The sequence below is a fragment of the Acinetobacter sp. QJM3NY_42 genome, assembly GCF_056173745.1.
The window spans coordinates 827,240-843,550 of the sequence record NZ_CM149689.1; the positions used below are offsets into that span (position 1 = coordinate 827,240).

The 16,311-nt window shown below is 42.6% G+C and carries 14 protein-coding genes and 2 tRNA genes; 7 read left to right on the plus strand and 9 right to left on the minus strand.

The window, feature by feature from the left end:
* Window positions 1-108: 108 nt before the first annotated feature.
* From greA to carA, 3 genes are all read right to left on the minus strand, one after another.
* Window positions 109-585 (minus strand): transcription elongation factor GreA, encoded by a 477-nt coding sequence (greA, locus tag AC0VYT_RS03880; protein ID WP_005015697.1) that lies wholly within the window; start codon window positions 583-585, stop codon window positions 109-111.
* Window positions 586-675: 90 nt separating this feature from the next.
* Window positions 676-3,906: a carbamoyl-phosphate synthase large subunit gene (gene carB, locus AC0VYT_RS03885; protein ID WP_005015696.1), complete on the minus strand. Its 3,231-nt coding sequence runs from the start codon at window positions 3,904-3,906 to the stop codon at window positions 676-678.
* Between the two features lie 15 nt (window positions 3,907-3,921).
* Window positions 3,922-5,061: a glutamine-hydrolyzing carbamoyl-phosphate synthase small subunit gene (gene carA / locus AC0VYT_RS03890; RefSeq protein ID WP_005015695.1), complete on the minus strand. Its 1,140-nt coding sequence runs from the start codon at window positions 5,059-5,061 to the stop codon at window positions 3,922-3,924.
* A 330-nt stretch (window positions 5,062-5,391) separates the two neighbouring features.
* Here carA and AC0VYT_RS03895 point away from each other — a divergent pair, with 330 nt between their 5' ends.
* Window positions 5,392-5,784 (plus strand): hypothetical protein, encoded by a 393-nt coding sequence (locus AC0VYT_RS03895; protein ID WP_005015692.1) that lies wholly within the window; start codon window positions 5,392-5,394, stop codon window positions 5,782-5,784.
* Between the two features lie 60 nt (window positions 5,785-5,844).
* Here AC0VYT_RS03895 and AC0VYT_RS03900 read toward each other — a convergent pair whose 3' ends face one another.
* A complete protein-coding gene (locus tag AC0VYT_RS03900; RefSeq protein ID WP_005015690.1) occupies window positions 5,845-6,381 on the minus strand; it encodes a DOMON-like domain-containing protein in 537 nt (178 codons plus the stop codon).
* 12 nt (window positions 6,382-6,393) lie between these two features.
* Window positions 6,394-6,717, minus strand: a complete 324-nt coding sequence (yhbY, locus tag AC0VYT_RS03905) for a ribosome assembly RNA-binding protein YhbY (protein ID WP_005015688.1) — start codon at window positions 6,715-6,717, stop codon at window positions 6,394-6,396.
* Between the two features lie 194 nt (window positions 6,718-6,911).
* Between yhbY and rlmE the strand changes: the two genes are divergently transcribed.
* The 4 genes from rlmE to AC0VYT_RS03925 all read left to right on the plus strand — a co-directional run bounded on the left by rlmE (window position 6,912) and on the right by AC0VYT_RS03925 (window position 10,958).
* Window positions 6,912-7,562: a 23S rRNA (uridine(2552)-2'-O)-methyltransferase RlmE gene (gene rlmE / locus AC0VYT_RS03910; RefSeq protein WP_005015686.1), complete on the plus strand. Its 651-nt coding sequence runs from the start codon at window positions 6,912-6,914 to the stop codon at window positions 7,560-7,562.
* Window positions 7,563-7,697: 135 nt separating this feature from the next.
* Complete coding sequence (gene ftsH / locus AC0VYT_RS03915) at window positions 7,698-9,593, plus strand: ATP-dependent zinc metalloprotease FtsH (RefSeq protein WP_005015684.1); 1,896 nt, start codon at window positions 7,698-7,700, stop codon at window positions 9,591-9,593.
* A gap of 134 nt (window positions 9,594-9,727) precedes the next feature.
* Complete coding sequence (gene folP / locus AC0VYT_RS03920; RefSeq protein WP_005015682.1) at window positions 9,728-10,579, plus strand: dihydropteroate synthase; 852 nt, start codon at window positions 9,728-9,730, stop codon at window positions 10,577-10,579.
* Between the two features lie 64 nt (window positions 10,580-10,643).
* Complete coding sequence (locus AC0VYT_RS03925; RefSeq protein WP_005015680.1) at window positions 10,644-10,958, plus strand: DUF5713 family protein; 315 nt, start codon at window positions 10,644-10,646, stop codon at window positions 10,956-10,958.
* A 465-nt stretch (window positions 10,959-11,423) separates the two neighbouring features.
* Here the strand turns inward: AC0VYT_RS03925 and AC0VYT_RS03930 are convergent.
* Window positions 11,424-11,509: transfer RNA gene (locus tag AC0VYT_RS03930), tRNA-Leu, on the minus strand.
* A gap of 12 nt (window positions 11,510-11,521) precedes the next feature.
* A tRNA-Cys gene (locus tag AC0VYT_RS03935) sits at window positions 11,522-11,595 on the minus strand.
* A 152-nt stretch (window positions 11,596-11,747) separates the two neighbouring features.
* Here AC0VYT_RS03935 and folD point away from each other — a divergent pair.
* Together folD and AC0VYT_RS03945 are read left to right on the plus strand one after the other, a co-directional pair.
* Window positions 11,748-12,596 (plus strand): bifunctional methylenetetrahydrofolate dehydrogenase/methenyltetrahydrofolate cyclohydrolase FolD, encoded by an 849-nt coding sequence (folD, locus tag AC0VYT_RS03940; RefSeq protein WP_005015677.1) that lies wholly within the window; start codon window positions 11,748-11,750, stop codon window positions 12,594-12,596.
* A 315-nt stretch (window positions 12,597-12,911) separates the two neighbouring features.
* Entirely contained in the window at window positions 12,912-13,580 is a 669-nt protein-coding gene (locus tag AC0VYT_RS03945) for a class I SAM-dependent methyltransferase (RefSeq protein WP_005015675.1), read from the plus strand.
* A 36-nt stretch (window positions 13,581-13,616) separates the two neighbouring features.
* Here AC0VYT_RS03945 and AC0VYT_RS03950 read toward each other — a convergent pair whose 3' ends face one another.
* The gene (locus tag AC0VYT_RS03950) at window positions 13,617-14,045 is read right to left on the minus strand and encodes a hypothetical protein (RefSeq protein WP_005015673.1); all 429 of its coding nucleotides are present in this window, start codon (window positions 14,043-14,045) and stop codon (window positions 13,617-13,619) included.
* A gap of 230 nt (window positions 14,046-14,275) precedes the next feature.
* Complete coding sequence (locus tag AC0VYT_RS03955; protein ID WP_005015671.1) at window positions 14,276-16,105, minus strand: phosphoenolpyruvate carboxykinase (GTP); 1,830 nt, start codon at window positions 16,103-16,105, stop codon at window positions 14,276-14,278.
* Window positions 16,106-16,311 lie beyond the last annotated feature (206 nt).

The following is a 16,311-nucleotide window of genomic DNA, read 5'->3' on the forward strand; positions in this document are numbered from 1 at the left end:
GAAGAGCAGCAGATTATATCTGAAAAATTTTAAAATTTGAGATGAGCGAAAATAATATTGTCAATAAAAAGCCCCTGATGAAAGGGGCTTCATGTGTATCGTGTTTGACTAAATATATTCAACACTCACAATTTCATATTCTACTTCACCTTGAGGCGTAACAATTTTTGCTTCATCACCTTCGCTTTTGCCTAAAAGTCCGCGTGCAATAGGTGAGTTCACAGAAATTTTATTAATTTTAAAGTCAGCTTCATCATCACCAACGATTTTATAAGTTTTCTGTTCTTCAGTATCAAGATTTTCAATAGTTACTGTTACACCGAAAACTACACGGCCATTCTGCTCAAGATCTTTAATATCGATAACCTGAGCTGCACCCAGTTTACCTTCGATGTCCTGAATACGACCTTCACAGAAACCTTGCTGTTCACGTGCAGCGTGGTATTCTGCATTTTCTTTCAAGTCACCATGTTCACGTGCTTCTGCAATCGCTGCTGTAATACGTGGACGTTCTACAGTTTTAAGCTGGTGTAATTCTTTCTCTAAGGCAGTTTTGCCTTCAGGAGTCATAGGATAACGTTGCATGTTGTCCCTCAAAAGTCAGTGGAAGGATGTAAAATATATAAATAAAAAAAGCCCGCCACCAAGAAGGTAGCGGGACTTCTTGGAAGCGAATTAACCTTTAGTTAGGTCTTGCAAACGATATACATCCATTGGCAATTTAATTGCTAGGGCTTGGCATACAGCGTCCGCACCATTCAATGTAGTTGTATTATACACTTTACCTTGAAGTGCTGAACGACGGATCGAGAATGAGTCTTCTTGTGCCTTTTTGCCTTCAGTCGTATTAATGACAAGGTGGATTTCACCGTTTTTGATACGGTCCACAATGTTAGGACGACCTTCAGTCACTTTATTCACGCGTTCACATTCAAGACCAGCTTCGCTAATCACTTTAAATGTACCATCAGTCGCAAGAATCTTGAAGCCTAGGTCAATTAATTGTTTCGCAATACCGACAGCACGCGGTTTATCTGAGTCTCGTACAGAGATGAATGCATGTTTCACTTCGCCTTCAGTTGGAAGACCAGGTAAACGTTCATTTGCACCTAGCACTGCTTTATAGAATGCTTCACCAAAAGTTTTACCCACACCCATTACTTCACCTGTCGATTTCATCTCAGGGCCAAGGATCGGGTCAACACCAGGGAATTTGTTGAATGGGAACACTGCTTCTTTGACAGAGAAGTGCTCAGGGATAATCTCAGCCGTGAAGCCTTGTGACTCAAGAGATTGACCTGCCATACAACGTGCAGCGACTTTCGCTAAAGATTCGCCGATACACTTAGAAACGAACGGCACAGTACGTGATGCACGTGGGTTCACTTCCAAGATGTAAACGTCGTCGCCTTTCACCGCAAACTGTACGTTCATCAAACCGATTACGCCAAGCTCCTTTGCCATAGCAATCGTTTGACGGCGCATTTCGTCCTGAACTTCTTTAGATAAAGAGTACGGAGGAATAGAACATGCTGAGTCACCTGAGTGAATTCCCGCTTGTTCAATATGCTGCATGATCCCGCCGATCACAACGTCTTTACCGTCAGACACGCAGTCAACGTCAACTTCAATCGCGTCATCCAGGAAGCGGTCAAGCAGAACTGGCGCTTCGTTAGATGCCTGAACCGCATCACGTAAGTAACGTTTGAGTTCTTCGTCGTTGTATACGATTTCCATCGCACGGCCACCCAGAACGTAAGAAGGACGTACCACAAGCGGATAGCCGACTTTCGCTGCTTCAGCCATACCTTCTTCAGCAGATTTTACGATACTGTTGTTTGGTTGACGCAGTTGCAAACGTTGAATCATTTGCTGGAAACGTTCACGGTCTTCTGCACGGTCAATCGCGTCAGGTGATGTGCCGATAATTGGCGCACCCGCTTCTTCTAAAGCACGAGCCAATTTAAGCGGCGTTTGACCACCGTATTGTACGATGATGCCTTTAGGCTTCTCTGTACGAACGATTTCAAGTACATCTTCCAAGGTAATTGGTTCGAAGTACAAACGGTCTGATGTGTCGTAATCCGTAGAAACAGTCTCAGGGTTACAGTTCACCATGATGGTTTCATAGCCATCTTCACGCATTGCAAGCGCCGCGTGTACACAGCAGTAATCGAACTCGATCCCTTGACCAATACGGTTAGGTCCACCGCCGATCACCATAATCTTGTCACGGTTCGATGGGTTAGACTCACACTCTTCATCGTAAGTTGAGTACATGTATGCTGTATCCGATTCGAATTCAGCTGCACATGTATCGACACGTTTATACACTGGAGTTACGCCCAGGTTCCAACGGTGTTTACGGAATTGTTTTTGTGAAATACCCATCAAGTTCGCAATGCGCAGGTCCGATAAACCTTTACGTTTGAATGAACGGATATTGTCCGCGTTCAAGTCACCGAAACCTAAAGTTTTGATCTGGTTTTCAGTGTTGATGATATCTTCGATCTGGACTAGGAACCAGCGGTCGATATTGGTCGCTGCAAATACTTCGTCTAAAGTGAAACCATGACGGAATGCATCCGCTACATACCAGATACGTTCTGGACCTGGAACTTTAAGTTCCTGAAGAATCTTCTCGCGTGCACCTTCAGTACCCACTTCGATTTTTTCATCAAAACCGGAAGCGCCCACTTCTAATCCACGAAGTGCTTTATTCACAGATTCCTGGAAGTTACGGCCAATGGCCATGACTTCACCGACAGATTTCATCTGAGTTGTTAAAGTCGCGTCAGCTTGCGGGAATTTTTCGAAGTTGAAACGTGGAACTTTAGTGACGACATAGTCAATTGCTGGTTCGAAAGATGCTGGAGTTGTACCACCAGTAATATCATTTTTCAGTTCATCAAGGGTATAGCCAACTGCCAGTTTCGCTGCGATCTTTGCAATCGGGAAACCTGTTGCTTTCGATGCAAGCGCAGAGGAACGTGATACACGCGGGTTCATCTCGATGATCACCATACGACCATCTTTTGGATTGATACCAAACTGAACGTTAGAACCACCTGTTTCAACACCAATTTCACGAAGAACTGCTAAAGATGCATTACGCATCAATTGGTATTCTTTATCAGTCAATGTTTGTGCAGGTGCAACCGTGATCGAGTCACCGGTGTGTACACCCATTGGATCAAAATTTTCGATCGCACATACGATGATACAGTTGTCGTTTTTGTCACGAACAACTTCCATCTCGTACTCTTTCCAGCCAATTAAAGACTCATCGATCAATAACTGTTTAGTCGGAGAAAGGTCAAAACCGCGTTCACAGATTTCAAGGAATTCTTCGCGATTATAAGCAATACCGCCACCAGAACCACCCATGGTGAATGACGGGCGGATAATCACTGGAAAGCCAAAACGAGCTTGAATTTCAAGTGCTTCTTCCATTGACTCTGCAATCGCAGCTTTTGGACACTCAAGACCAATCTTACGCATTGCTTGGTCGAAGAGTTTACGGTCTTCTGCTTTTTCGATCGCTTCTTTGGTCGCCCCAATCAATTCAACATTGTATTTCTCTAATACACCATTTGCGTCAAGTGCAAGCGCACAGTTCAACGCAGTTTGACCACCCATGGTTGGAAGGACCGCATCCGGACGCTCTTTCTCAATGATCGCGGCAACAGTCTGCCAAGTGATTGGCTCGATGTAAGTAGCATCTGCCATTGCAGGGTCGGTCATAATGGTTGCCGGGTTAGAGTTCACCAAAATAACACGGTACCCTTCTTCACGCAGCGCTTTACATGCTTGTGCACCTGAATAGTCAAACTCGCATGCCTGACCAATTACAATAGGGCCAGCACCAATAATTAAGATGCTTTTAATATCCGTACGTTTAGGCATTATTTCGCTCCTTAATTACTTCTTAGATGCTTCGATAAGTTCAATGAAATGATCAAACAGCGGTGCGCAATCATGCGGACCAGGACTCGCTTCAGGATGTCCTTGGAAACTGAAAGCCGGTTTATCAGTACGATGAATACCTTGGTTTGTACCATCAAACAGCGAACGGTGAGTTACACGTAACACTTCAGGTAAGGTACTTTCATCTACCGCAAAACCGTGGTTCTGCGAAGTGATCATCACTGTACCATCTTCAATATTCTGTACAGGATGGTTGGCGCCATGGTGACCATGACCCATCTTGAGGGTAGCTGCTCCACTTGCAAGAGCCAGAATTTGATGCCCTAAACAGATACCGAAGACCGGTAGTGTAGTTGTTTCGACAATAGTTTTTACAGCTTCAATTGCATAACCGCATGCAGCCGGGTCACCTGGTCCATTGGACAGGAAAACGCCATCAGGATTAAGTGCCAGTACTTTTTCAACAGGGGTCTGAGCAGGTACAACGGTCAATTTACAGCCGCGATCTGCAAGCATACGCAAGATGTTGGTTTTGACACCATAGTCATATGCTACTACATGATATTTTAATTCAGGCTGGGTAAAGCCTTGACCTAATGCCCATGAGCCTTCGGTCCATTCAAAACCTTCTGGATCACAGCACTCTTTTGCCAGGTCTAGACCTTCAAGACCGCCAAAAGCCCGCGCTTTTTCTAATGCTTCTTCAGCAGTAATATTTTCACCTGCAAGAATACAGCCATTCTGCGCGCCCTTATCCCGCAAGATACGGGTCAGTTTGCGGGTATCAATATCTGCAATCGCAACAACATTATTCTGCTCAAGATATTCACCAAGAGACATATCTGCACGGAAGTTGCTATGCAATAAAGGCAGGTCGCGAATAATCAGGCCATTGGCCCAGACTTTCTGAATACGGCCGGACTCGGCATCTTCAGTATTACAGCCAGTATTGCCAATATGAGGATAAGTTAATGTCACAAGCTGTTGTGCATAACTTGGGTCAGTCAAAATTTCTTGATAGCCAGTCATGGCGGTGTTAAAAACGACTTCACCAGTCGTACAACCCGATGCACCGATAGACTTACCTTTAAAGATAGTTCCGTCTGCAAGGGCTAAAATGGCGGGGATGCTCAAACCAAAGCTCCTGAATTTTAGGCTGTAAAAAAGCGAGTAGACATAAAAAAAGGGTGGCTGTCTAAAAAAAACACGCCCTCCTTTTGGTCTGCTCGCTTGTAACTTAACAGCGTATTGTACGCATGAAGAGTCTAAAAGTCCACGCTAATTATGATGTTTATATCAGATAGGGAGCTTGTAACTTCAAATAAACACAAGTGCAAGCCTTCCATGAGAAAACAATGAGAGAGCAAGCAAGGTTTTTAATAATTGTCAGACAATAAATAGATCATTTTTTATTCAATAAATTAAGATGATTTTATAATTTTCATCAAAGCAGGAAATATTATTATGACTAATTCTTCTCAGAAAGCTAAAAAAGCAGCTCAGCCATTGGCTAAAGAACAAAAGAATGAAGTAATTGAGACTACACCAGTTGTCAACACAGCATCAGAAGCGTTAACACAGCAGGAGCCTGCGCGTGAATCCAACCAGGCGTTATGGGCGCGTTTAGAGTCATTAAAAAGTCAACTAACCTTTTCGGGCCAAGAAATTTCTGAATTAAAAAATCTGGTTAAAAGTGAATTTACTCATCTGGTGGATGAGCTTGCCAAATTAAGCCAAGATTTGAAAGCAGACATCAGCCAGATTTCATTAAAACATAAAGAAAACCTGACCGAGACATTTAAACGTTCTAAAGCAAATGCTGTTGAAGTGTGGAATAAGGTTCAGCGTCATAATTAAGTTGAATAAATAATAAAAAAGTGAGTATAAACTCACTTTTTTAAATTATTACTGGAAGTTTCAAAACTGATGTAGCCAGTCACGCTTATTATGAAAATCTGGTTGCGGGCTACTATGCTGCATAGCGAAATAATGTACTTCTTGTGAAGTCTTAAGTACTGCCGACAAGCCAAGATATAAATCTGACCACTTCAATTCATGGTCTGCCATAAACCCTCCCAGATCCAGACTCACATTTAAACCATAATGTGTCCGCTTGAGCTGATTTAACTCAATATCATAAGCTGGTTTTGGAGGAATATCTTCCGGATAGCGATACTCTTCGAACTGGTAGGCTTGCCAAGCTTCAGAAGGGGAAAGGTTAATTTCCCGATAAAAATCTTGATCTTTTACACCAATGAAAATTTCATAACAGGTATTTTCCCATAGATAGTCACGGCGTGGATTTGATGCGACTTTATCTGGCCAAAGGATTAGCTGGTTTGGGTCACTAATCCAGAAACCGATATTTAAAGAAGCCTGATCTTGCTGTTCAACTGCACCTACCAAGGAAATAGCAGAAAACCTTTTAAAAGGATTAAGTTCGTAACTAGCCATAAGAGAAAATGATCAGCTTGAAAGATGCGCGTGACGAACCAGATTCGACAAATGCTGATTCTGTTTGGCTGCCTTTTTATAAAGCAGAACAATTTTACCAATTTTCTGTACTGCTTGAGCACCAGTAGCTTCTATTAACGCATCAATAACCTGTCCACGTGCTTCACGATCTTCGCCAGCAATCTTCACTTTAATTAGTTCATGATCGTTTAATGCGCGGTTGGTTTCTTCAATCACGCCTTCGGTCAGGCCTTGCCCCCCGATCATTACTACTGGATTAAGAGCATGTCCAATTTGACGTAAACGCTTGCGTTCTTGAATAGAGAGAGCCGCCATGAAATATAACCTAAATTTAAAAACGCCCCAGTATAGCAAAAACCGAATTCAAACACTCTAAAACTCTTAAATTATCGATGAAGCTTATTAAAAATATCCGTTGGGGAGGGCGCTTTAGATACAGATGTATACTGCAAGCTGCACATTTTTCACGTACAATAAAAAAATAGAAGTTATTTCAATATTTAGTAGTTATGGCAACACGCATTACCAACCAGAAGTTATCTAAAAGTAGTCGTGCGTGGATGAGAGAGCATCTGGACGACCCTTTTGTAAAAAAGGCGCAAAAGGAAGGCTATCGTGCACGCGCTGCCTATAAACTTCTTGAGATCCAGGAAAAATATAAGCTCATCAAACCGGGTATGACTGTAGTTGATCTGGGAGCGGCTCCAGGGAGCTGGTCGCAGATAGCGGGTAAACTGGTAGGGGATAAAGGACTGGTAATTGCGTCCGATATTCTTCCGATGGATGCTTTGGCAGATGTCACCTTCTTGCAGGGTGACTTCCGTGAAGAAGAAGTATTCGAAAAATTGTTAAATATTTTAAATGGGCGTCAGGTAGACGTTGTAATTTCGGATATGGCCCCCAATACATCTGGTAATAGGGCGGTTGATCAGCCCCGCCAGATATATTTGTGTGAACTTGCTTTAGATTTTGCACAAAAGGTACTCGGACCCAACGGACAGTTTGTGGTAAAAGTATTCCAAGGGGCTGGCTTTGATGAGTTTCGCAAGCAGGTGGTTGATAGTTTTGATGTGTTAAAAACTGTTAAACCCGCCGCGTCACGAGCCCGTTCGAAAGAAGTGTTTTTAATTGGACAAGGCCGTAAAAAAGCGTTGCAATAAACTTTACTTGCCAACCCGTCAAAAATTGTGCATTTTGTACTTTTTTAGACATTGCATGCTGTTTTACAGTTTTTTGTTAGGGTCACCCCAGAAATTTTGGGCATGATCAAATTAGATTGATATGGGAATAAAGCTTTGAGCGATCTCTTCAAGAATGCCGTATTGTGGCTAATAATACTGGGTGTTCTGATCTTGATTTTCAGTAACATCAGTGACCGCAACAAGCCGACTGCGATGAATTATTCCGAATTCGTGGCAGCGGTTAATGCCGGTCAAATTAAGCAAGTCACAATTGATGGCGAGCGTATTAATGGCGAAAAAGTCAACGGTTCAGAGTTTGAAAGCATTCGTCCTGCGGTTCAAGACCCTGAGCTTATGCCGAGCCTTATCAAAAATAATGTTGTCGTTGAGGGTACAGCACCGCAACGTCAAGGTTTATTGATGCAATTACTCATTGCAAGCTTTCCTGTACTTCTAATCATCTTGTTATTCATGTTCTTTATGCGAAATATGGGTGGCGGTGCAGGTGGCAAGAACGGGCCAATGAGCTTTGGTAAATCCAAAGCAAAAATGTTATCTGAAGACCAGATTAAAGTAACCTTTGCCGATGTGGCGGGCTGTGATGAGGCCAAACAGGAAGTGGTTGAAATTGTCGATTTCTTGAAAGATCCGGCAAAATTTAAGCGTCTAGGCGCGACCATTCCTAAAGGTGTTTTAATGGTAGGCCCGCCGGGTACAGGTAAAACTTTGCTCGCCAAAGCTATTGCCGGCGAAGCAAAAGTACCGTTTTTTAGCATCTCCGGTTCTGACTTTGTTGAAATGTTTGTTGGTGTGGGTGCCTCGCGTGTACGTGACATGTTTGAACAGGCTAAACGTCATGCACCTTGTATCATTTTCATTGACGAGATTGATGCAGTGGGTCGTCATCGTGGTTCAGGTACAGGTGGCGGACATGATGAACGTGAGCAGACTCTTAACCAAATGCTGGTTGAAATGGATGGTTTTGAAGGAAATGAGGGTATTATCGTAATTGCAGCCACTAACCGTGCTGATGTACTCGATAAAGCTTTGCTTCGTCCAGGTCGTTTTGACCGTCAAGTAATGGTGGGTCTGCCAGACATTAAGGGTCGTGAACAGATTCTGAATGTTCATTTAAGAAAACTGCCTTCAACTACCGGTGTAGATGTTAAAGTGTTGGCGCGTGGTACACCTGGCTTTTCGGGTGCCCAACTGGCAAACCTGGTCAATGAGGCAGCTCTTTTTGCGGCACGTCGCAACAAGAACACAGTCGACATGCATGACTTCGAGGATGCAAAAGATAAACTGTATATGGGGCCAGAGCGTAAATCGATGGTTCTTCGTGAAGAAGAGCGCCGTGCTACTGCTTACCATGAAGCAGGACATGCAATCGTTGCTGAGATGCTGCCCGGTACTGATCCGGTCCATAAGGTAACAATTATGCCGCGTGGTTGGGCTTTAGGCGTAACCTGGCAGTTACCAGAGTTTGATCAGACCAGCCATTACAAGGACAAAATGCTGAACGAGATATCTATTTTGTTCGGTGGCCGGATTGCAGAAGAGATCTTTATTCATCAGCAGTCAACGGGTGCATCTAACGACTTTGAACGTGCAACAAAAATGGCACGCGCGATGGTCACTAAATACGGTATGTCTGACAAATTGGGTGTAATGGTCTATGAAGATGATTCACAGCAGTCATTTATGGGCAGTATGAATAGTCGCACTATTTCTGAAGCTACCCAGCAACAAGTCGATCAGGAAGTGCGCCGTATTCTGGATGAGCAATATAAAGTTGCTTGGGATATTCTTGAAGGTAATCAGGATATTGCACATAAAATGGTGAAAGCTCTGATGGAATGGGAAACTATTGACCGTGAGCAGATCCGTGACATTATGGAAGGTCGTGATCCTCAGCCCCCTAAAGTTTATGTTGCAGATAATCCGGTTGCAGACTTAGAGCCACCTAAAAATGGTCCGTCTACACCACCCCCATTGCCAGCAATGAACTAAATATAGTTATTTAGAAAAGAGCCACTTTAAGTGGCTCTTTTTTATTATTTAAAAATAAAAACATGAAAATAACTTAACACTCAGCCTGAAGTTAACTTGTTAAAATGTATCAATCATAAGATCAGGAGAGACCAATGCGGCTAATGCCATTACCTAAACAGACTTTACAATGCAAGGATGTAAGTCTGGATTTAGCTCGCCCGCATATTATGGGGATTTTAAATGTTACTCCTGACTCTTTTAGTGACGGCGGAAAATATAAGCATAAAGAACAAGCTCTCCAGTATGCTTTGCAGATGATAAGAGATGGGGCAACTATTATTGATATTGGAGGGGAATCTACTCGGCCAGGTGCTACTCCAGTATCGGTTAAAGAAGAGCTTCAACGTGTAATTCCTGTAGTGGAAGCTTTGGCGCAACATGATGTAATTATATCTGTTGATACCAGTGAGCCTGAAGTAATCCGCCAGGCAGTGAAGAAGGGAGCCCATATCTGGAATGATGTGCGGGCATTGAGTCGCCCAGATGCACTTGCAGTGGCGGCAGAGCTGGATATACCGGTAGTCATCATGCATATGCGTGGTGAGCCTACCACAATGAACCAGCTGGCCAATTATGAAGATGTAGTTGAAGAAGTGCTTCGTGAGTTGACTGTAAGAGTTGAGGCGGCTATCGCAGCAGGAGTGCGGGCAGATAATATCATTATTGATCCAGGCTTTGGCTTTGCCAAGAATGTTAGCCATAACCTGAAACTGTTGCAGGATTTCTGGCGGCTTAATGAATTAGGTTATCCGATTCTATCTGCACTGTCACGTAAGCGCTTCATTGGTGAGGCCCTAGAGGGTGCAGAGGTGAAAGATCGTGTAATTGGCAGTGTCACAGCGCATCTTCTGAGTATACAGCAGGGGGCATCTATCGTAAGGGTACACAACGTGAAGGCTACCAGTGATGCGATTAAAATCTGGTGTGCTACACTATCTGCCTGATGGTTTCTATATTTGACTGAATCCGGGTTCTTTAGGCTCGGATTTTTATTTTTGAGAATAAGTAATGAATGATGAATTATTAACTCCTATGTTTGAGGATGAATACTATCCTGATGAGCTGGTATCACGTATTAAACAGTTGCTGCTACAGTTTTCTGAAAAAATTACAGCAAGTTCTTTGAGTCAGACTGATATATATTCTTCCGCTCAGGAGATCATAGTTCAAATCAATAAAATGAAACCCAAGTTTGAGCAGATGGATTCATCTCTAGATGATGCAGCAGCTGATTATATTGCTGAGGCTATGATGATGGTGGTACAGGAGGCTGGTTATCTAGATATTGATATGGAAGAACTGGTTGCCAATAGGGAGTGGTAAGATAATTTTATTGCAAGGCCTTATGGTTTTTTGAGGACATTCTATAGTTGGCAGTATTGTCCTGAATGTTTTTCTGCAATCCTGTCATCGTTAAATATAATATTTGCTCCACTTAAGGGTATACATCCTTAACTTTTGCCGGAATTATCACTCTTGTTTTCTCATGGTTATTTATTTCCTTAATTATTAAATTTTAAAGCACAGTAGCTGTGACTGAGAGTACAGCACTGTGATATGCGATGATTATCTACTTGATGAGCTATTTTTTAAATAATTCCAGAACTTATATTTAAAAATGTCTGAATACTCAAGCTACTAAACTGTTGAGGTACAAGAGCAGGAAATCGTAATTTGAATAAACTTGATCATTGTAAAATTTATATTTTTATATTCAAGAATTACAGGCATAAAAAAACCAGCTTGATGCTGGATTCTTTATTGCACCATTTTATATTAGCTTTAAAATGGTGCCCGGGGCCGGACTCGAACCGGCACGCTTTGTGGGCGGGGGATTTTAAATCCCCTGTGTCTACCTATTTCACCACCCGGGCGTTATACAAGATTGGAGGCGGAGGTCGGAATCGAACCGGCGTACACGGAGTTGCAGTCCGCTGCATGACCACTCTGCCACCCCGCCATCTCTTGGTGATGCACATATTAGCAATCTTTGAAAAAAAAACAATAGGATGTATGGTGAATATGCACATAAAAACAGCAACTAAAATAAAAACGGTTAAATAATCATGTATTATGTGCAAAATTGATTCATATCCACTTGGGAGATGTGCTGTGGCATTGGTTTTAGACGGTCGTACACTGGCGAAACAGATAGAAGCTGACTTGTTGCAACGTGTAGAGGCGTTAAAGACAAAAACAGGTCGTACGCCAATTCTGGCAACTATCCTGGTAGGAGATGATGGTGCTTCAGCTACTTATGTACGCATGAAAGGGAATGCCTGTCGTCGTGTTGGTATGGATTCTCTTAAAGTGGAACTGCCAAAAGAAACAACTACCGAGCAGTTACTGGCAGAAATTGAAAAGCTAAATGAAAACCCTGATGTACATGGTATTCTGCTTCAGCATCCTGTTCCGGAACAGATTGATGAACGTGCCTGTTTTGATGCCATATCGCTAGAAAAGGATGTAGATGGCGTGACTTGCTTGGGTTTTGGTCGTATGGCAATGGGAGAGGCTGCCTATGGCTCTGCAACACCTGCTGGAATCATGGCGATCTTAAAAGAAAATAATATTGAAATTGCAGGTAAACATGCCGTTGTTGTAGGCCGCTCTGCTATTTTGGGCAAGCCAATGGCAATGATGTTGCTTCAGGCTAATGCTACAGTGACGATTTGCCATTCACGTACACAGAACCTCTCTGAATTTGTTAAGCAGGCTGACATCCTTGTAGGGGCTGTTGGAAAAGCCGAGTTTATACAAAAGGAATGGATCAAGCCGGGTGCTGTGGTGGTTGATGCTGGTTTTCATCCGCGTGATGGCGGTGGTGTAGGGGATATTCAACTAGCAGGTATTGAAGAGCTTGCTTCTGCTTATACTCCTGTTCCAGGTGGCGTAGGGCCAATGACAATCACGACTTTAATTCGCCAGACAGTTGAAGCTGCTGAGAAAGCATTGGCTTGATTTTAAGAGCATTATTAAAAGCTATGTAAATATCAAGTTTGCATGGCTTTTATTTTAATAAAGCTTTTAAAACTATTTTCATCGCCTGTTTATCCTGATCTTTATTTGAATTAATCGGCTGTTCACTTTATTTCTGTTTTGAAAAAGGCAGAAAAACTATCTGCGAAACTCTTTAAAAAGTATTAAAAAAATTATAGGGCGCAGAATTATTCTTTTATTATAAATTCTGCCTTTAAGCAGTGGGGTATGGACCAGAGTGCGTATCATATTAAGCTTTAATAACTTTGAATCGCTTTAATAAAGGTTAAATTTTTGATGAGTTGTACTTTTCAACTGGCTAAGGCTCCTGAGCATCTTCTTCAAGCTTTACATGAGGTTATACCACAGTGTGAACTACAGGCACAGCAATTACCTGAAACCCCTATTTTATTATGGTTAATACCGCCAGTTTTTCCTACTGGCCGCCTCGATGATGAGGTTATTCGACGTATCTGGAATGATACGCCTTACTGGATTTTCTGCTGGGCTTCAGGACTTGCTATGGCACAGTGGTTGCTTGCCGAGCCACAGCATGTCAAAGATAAAGTGGTATTGGATTTTGGTGCCGGTTCTGGAGTAGTAGCTATTGCCGCTAAAATGGCAGGTGCCAAACAGGTAATCTGTTGTGATATCGATCAGGTCAGTCTGGCGGCTTGTCGCGAGAATGCAAAGCTTAATGATGTCGAGCTTGAGTATTTGGATGACTTGTATAAGGCAGAGCAGGTTGATGTGCTATTAGCGGCTGATGTACTTTACGATCAGAGTAACCGCTTCTTTCTGGATGAATTTCTGAAATTCACTTCAACGGTCTGGGTGGCAGATAGTCGGGTAAAAAACTTTAGTCACTCTCGTTACTGCAAAACTGAAGAACGTAGTGCCACCACCTGGCCAGACCTGGATGAAGCTAAAGAATTTCGCAATGTCAGCTTTTATAAGACGTTATAAGTTTAAATAACGTCTGAGCTGATAAAACATAAAATATTACGAACAGGTATAGCGAATGACGCGTAGAGTTGCAGGCTTGGCTTCAAGCGCCTGTCGAGTTGCGTAATCTTCACTGTTATTTAAACTTGGGGTATCAGATAAACTGAATGAGGCCCGGCTCTGGCCGAGTTGTATACCATAATTGTCCTGCTGGGTAGCAGCAGGATTTGGAATCTCATTGGCGCTTAATACTGAAATTTTATAAGTTTTACCAGTACCTAATACTTGCTGACAAGCCATCTGCAATTTATTTTCATCTATAGACTGGTTGGCACGTAGTGCCAAAGTATAGGCAATAGTCGCTGATTGGGCAGACTTGTTCTCGATCTGATAGCCTGTAATACCATTGTACTGGCGAGGGCTAGTCTGGCATGCCGTTATAATAAAACATAATGGTAAAGTAACCAATAAAGTTATTTTCTTCATAATTAGAAAGCCTTTTATCCTTATAGGTTCAAGTATGGCATAGAACTAGCGGAAATAAGCAATCTTAGGGCTGATATGCTTCAGTAAGCTGAAGAAATTTTAAGTAAATGTTAAAGACATCAATTTAATGGGTAAATGATAATAGCAATTTTTCTCTGGTAATTGATCAATAGAGCTTGGATGAAATTAAAATAAAAAAGGCCGCAATTGCGACCTTTTTTTTCATTGATTTAAACTGATTTTACAGCATCAAGCAGCTGATTCTGACGGTCTTTCAGTGCTTGTGGTAAACGGTCACCTAACTTGCTGAATAGCTCAGTATGGCTTTCCAGTTCTTTAATCCACTGGTCTTTATCTTGAGAAGTTACAGTATCAAACTGTTCTTTGCTAAAGTCTAGACCAGTCCAGTTGAGCTGTTCATAAGTTGGAACATAGCCAATTGGAGTTTCAACTGCACTTGCACGACCTTCACAACGGTCAATAATCCACTCTAGAACACGCATGTTCTGGCCAAAACCAGGCCATACAAAGTTGCCTTCAGCATCACGACGGAACCAGTTTACATTGAAGATTTTCGGTAAATGGTTGCCATGTGCTTCAGCTTGCGCAGCAACTTTTTCGCCCATGCTTAGCCAGTGGCCAAAGTAGTCGGCCATGTTGTAACCAGCAAATGGAAGCATTGCAAACGGATCGCGGCGTACGATGCCTTGTTGACCTACAGCTGCAGCAGTGGTTTCTGAACCCATGGTTGCTGCTTTGTATACACCATCTACCCAGTCAAAAGCTTCTGAAACTAAAGGTACTGTATCGGCACGACGTCCACCAAAGATAAATGCAGAAATAGGTACGCCTGCCGGGTTTTCCCAGTCTGCATCAATAGAAGGGCACTGAGCTGCTGAAACAGTAAAGCGGGCATTCGGATGCGCAGCTTTTTCGCCTTCTGCATGAGGCTGTCCTTTCCAGGTCGTAAGATTTGCTGGAATTTCTTTAGACAGACCTTCCCACCATACTTCGCCATTTTCAGTCACAGCAACGTTAGTATAGATGACGTCTTTATGCAGCGTTGCCATGCAGTTCGGGTTAGTTTTAGTATTGGTTCCAGGTGCTACACCAAAGAAACCAGCTTCTGGATTAATTGCATACAGGCGGCCATCTTCACCTGGTTTGATCCAGGCAATATCATCGCCTACAGTTTCAATTTTCCAGCCTTCATAACCCGCAGGTGGAATCAGCATGGCAAAGTTCGTTTTACCACAGGCTGACGGAAATGCTGCAGCGATATAGTGTTTTTCGCCCTGAGGGTTGGTTACACCCAGAATAAGCATATGTTCTGCTAGCCAGCCTTGGTCACGACCCATGACAGAGGCAATACGAAGTGCCAGACACTTTTTACCAAGTAATGCGTTACCACCATAACCAGAACCGTAAGACCAGATTTCACGGGTTTCTGGGTAATGAACAATGTATTTCTCTTTATTGCATGGCCAAGAAACATCTTTTTGACCTTCTGCAAGCGGTGCACCTACTGTATGCACACATGGAATAAATTCGCCATCAGTACCTAACACATCATAAACGGCTTTACCCATACGAGCCATTTTAGTCATGCTCACTGCAACATAAGGAGAGTCGGTCAATTCAATACCGATATGTGCAATGTGGCTGCCCAGCGGGCCCATAGAGAAAGGTACGACATACATGGTACGTCCAGCCATGGCACCGTCAAACAAACCATTTAGTTTGGTACGCATCTCGGCTGGAGCTTCCCAGTTATTGGTCGCACCGGCATCTTCTTGCTTTTCAGAACAGATGTAAGTACGGTCTTCAACACGAGCAACGTCGGAAGGATCAGAATTTGCAAGATACGAACCAGGATGTTTTTCTTGGTTTAATGCTTTCATAGTGCCGTTAGCAATCATCAGGTCAATTAGACGTTGATATTCTTCGTCGCTACCGTCACACCATTCAATTTTTGCAGGTTTCGTTAATTTTGCAATTTCTTCAACCCATGCAATAAGCTTAGGATGACGAACGAATTCTGGTGCGTTCACTTGGGTCATGGTGAGGCCTATTAAAAATATGTACAAAGTACAAGTACAAATTCGTCTGTCTAAACAAGACAAACAAAATGAATAAAAAAAGTGGCAGTATTAAAGCATAAATTAATAAAAAAAATAAGACTAAAGGCTGAAAGTAATTACATAGATATCTTTATATAAATATCCTTAAAATCAATATATTAAATTAGATTAAGAAATTTATATCA

What these genes read in the sequence shown, in the direction of transcription:
- AC0VYT_RS03950 (WP_005015673.1), bottom strand. Translation starts at nt 14,045, where the DNA reads ATGAAGAAAATAACTTTATTGGTTACTTTACCATTATGTTTTATTATA.
- AC0VYT_RS03955 (WP_005015671.1), bottom strand. Translation starts at nt 16,105, where the DNA reads ATGACCCAAGTGAACGCACCAGAATTCGTTCGTCATCCTAAGCTTATT.
- AC0VYT_RS03925 (WP_005015680.1), top strand. Translation starts at nt 10,644, where the DNA reads ATGAATGATGAATTATTAACTCCTATGTTTGAGGATGAATACTATCCT.
- AC0VYT_RS03900 (WP_005015690.1), bottom strand. Translation starts at nt 6,381, where the DNA reads ATGGCTAGTTACGAACTTAATCCTTTTAAAAGGTTTTCTGCTATTTCC.
- folP (WP_005015682.1), top strand. Translation starts at nt 9,728, where the DNA reads ATGCGGCTAATGCCATTACCTAAACAGACTTTACAATGCAAGGATGTA.
- AC0VYT_RS03895 (WP_005015692.1), top strand. Translation starts at nt 5,392, where the DNA reads ATGACTAATTCTTCTCAGAAAGCTAAAAAAGCAGCTCAGCCATTGGCT.
- AC0VYT_RS03945 (WP_005015675.1), top strand. Translation starts at nt 12,912, where the DNA reads ATGAGTTGTACTTTTCAACTGGCTAAGGCTCCTGAGCATCTTCTTCAA.
- yhbY (WP_005015688.1), bottom strand. Translation starts at nt 6,717, where the DNA reads ATGGCGGCTCTCTCTATTCAAGAACGCAAGCGTTTACGTCAAATTGGA.
- rlmE (WP_005015686.1), top strand. Translation starts at nt 6,912, where the DNA reads ATGGCAACACGCATTACCAACCAGAAGTTATCTAAAAGTAGTCGTGCG.
- carB (WP_005015696.1), bottom strand. Translation starts at nt 3,906, where the DNA reads ATGCCTAAACGTACGGATATTAAAAGCATCTTAATTATTGGTGCTGGC.
- greA (WP_005015697.1), bottom strand. Translation starts at nt 585, where the DNA reads ATGCAACGTTATCCTATGACTCCTGAAGGCAAAACTGCCTTAGAGAAA.